Source organism: Bacteroidia bacterium (assembly GCA_025056095.1).
Classification (GTDB): domain Bacteria; phylum Bacteroidota; class Bacteroidia; order JANWVE01; family JANWVE01; genus JANWVE01.
Genome location: JANWVW010000317.1, coordinates 1 through 1,970 on the forward strand (window position 1 = coordinate 1; position 1,970 = coordinate 1,970).

The 1,970-nt window shown below is 35.3% G+C and carries 2 protein-coding genes; one reads left to right on the top strand and one right to left on the bottom strand.

Annotation, left to right across the window (positions count from 1 at the left end):
- Nucleotides 1–288: 288 nt before the first annotated feature.
- Nucleotides 289–843 carry a hypothetical protein gene (locus NZ519_13760; protein MCS7029820.1) on the top strand — a complete coding sequence of 185 codons (555 nt, stop codon included), beginning with the start codon at nt 289–291 and terminating at the stop codon, nt 841–843.
- Nucleotides 844–1,503: 660 nt separating this feature from the next.
- Here the strand turns inward: NZ519_13760 and NZ519_13765 are convergent.
- Nucleotides 1,504–1,970 (bottom strand): transposase (locus tag NZ519_13765; protein ID MCS7029821.1); only part of this gene is annotated, 467 nt, incomplete at its 5' end.

A 1,970-nucleotide genomic window follows, 5' to 3' on the forward strand; every position in this document is an offset into this window, starting at 1 on the left:
TACGAATATTTATTAAAATATATCTCCGAAAAACCCGAAAAACAATTTTTATTCCCCGATATTCATACCATTATACCGCCTGATATGATTCACATTACTTAAAATGTCAACCATATTGTAATAAATAATCACACTAAAAAATATCGTAAAATACTTAAAATCAATTACTTATAGTTTATATCTTGCTTAAAAAGTAAAATAGACTCAATAAAATAACCAAAAAAGTATTAACAATTTTTTTGCTTCTTTTCTTTAGTATACTATCTTTGCACCATAATACAAATCACTATGAAAACAAAAAATTTTGTAAAATGGTGCCTATTGGCGCTACCAGTATCTTTCCTTATTTCAGGTTGTGGTTGGACAAGAATCGGTGAATTAACCATGGTTTCCACCAGAAATGTAGACAGCAAAGCGGATTACAAACTCATTAAAAAGTATGCTGTTGGAAAAGCCAAATCTAAAGACAATCAGGCGCTGAAAACTGCCATTGAGGAATGTGTAAAAACTGAAAAAGATGGTGAATTTCTCAAAAATGTGAAAATATACATCAAAAATAACGGTAGAAAAGTTAAAGTAGAGGGGGATATATGGGGATTGCCACCTGTGGAAAAAAATGTAGAGACCAAAGTGAACGCAGTGGTGGAATTCAAAGTAGGTGATAAAGTAACTTTCAGACAGGGTGGTAAAATAGTAGAAGGCACTATTCTGGGTGTAAATCAGAATACCTGTGTGGTGGAGCATAAAAACATGCTGGGTAAAGTAACCAAATCAGAAGTAAAATACGAAGAGCTCACTAAAATAGAGAGAAAAGAGGGCAATGACAGTAAAGAAAATAAATAGAAACCGAAACTGAAAATAAAAAACACCGCTCAAACAATCAGAGCGGTGTTTTTTATTTGATGTTACCCTGTTACTGTTTAAAACACCTATACATGGTGATTAATGGTAATATGCAGTTCTTTACCCACAATTACCCTCTTCATAACGTATACTGTTTGCTTCAAACTGAATGGTTTTTGCCATTTGATTGACAACTACATTGTTCAGAGTGTAAGTAACTTCATTCATTCGGTCTACACAAACGATGCGCAGTGTCCCTGAGAGCCCACTGAACTTTCTGCCAAATAATAGTGATTGGGATAGACATTAGGAAGACTGCTGTCATACACAATGCAGGTATATCTACCGCCAATACCTGAACCAGCAAAACTTATAATGCTGGCAACAAAAGCAAGAATAAAGATGATTTTACTCATATATCAATATGAATGACATTTTTCAGATGTTTTTTGCAGATACAAAAAACTGTACTTTCGTAACGTGAGTTTTGCATGTAAGTAATTGAATATAAAAGATGTATATATTAAAAATTAAGCTGTTGTGTTTTTATTTTATAGGGAGTTATTGAAAACTGAATAAAAAAATCATGCAGGGTAAAATATATCCATTGGCTTATCTGAATAAGCCATGGATTGTGTGTAAAAATACGTACCTAATCTATCAGGCTGCGTCCAAAGAAAGGTACTCCCTGATGATTTCCGAGTAGGATACTTTTTCTACACGAGGCTTGCGTAAAAAATGGCTGTATGCCAGAATGCCTGCCAATGTATGTACTATCGCATTGACGGGGCTTCTGTGACGGGTGTGGTCTATATCACACTGCGTCATGAGAATATCAAAGATACTCTCTATCATGCCTCGCTTACTTAAATAATACCGCTCATATGCCTTGAGCGTTTTACTTCTCATGTTTTTACGGGGTTTGGTTATCAGCACAGTCCCTTGCTTATTCAAAACTTCCTGCGCCGGTTGAGAAATAAAACCTTTGTCCCCAAATACCTTCCCGGTTATCCCAGAAAGCAGATTTAACAATAAATGGAGTTGATTATCTGGTACATTAGCAGGGGTGAGTTTGAACCCTACCACGTCTCCCGTATGGCTGACAACCAGAAATAGTTTTAACCCAT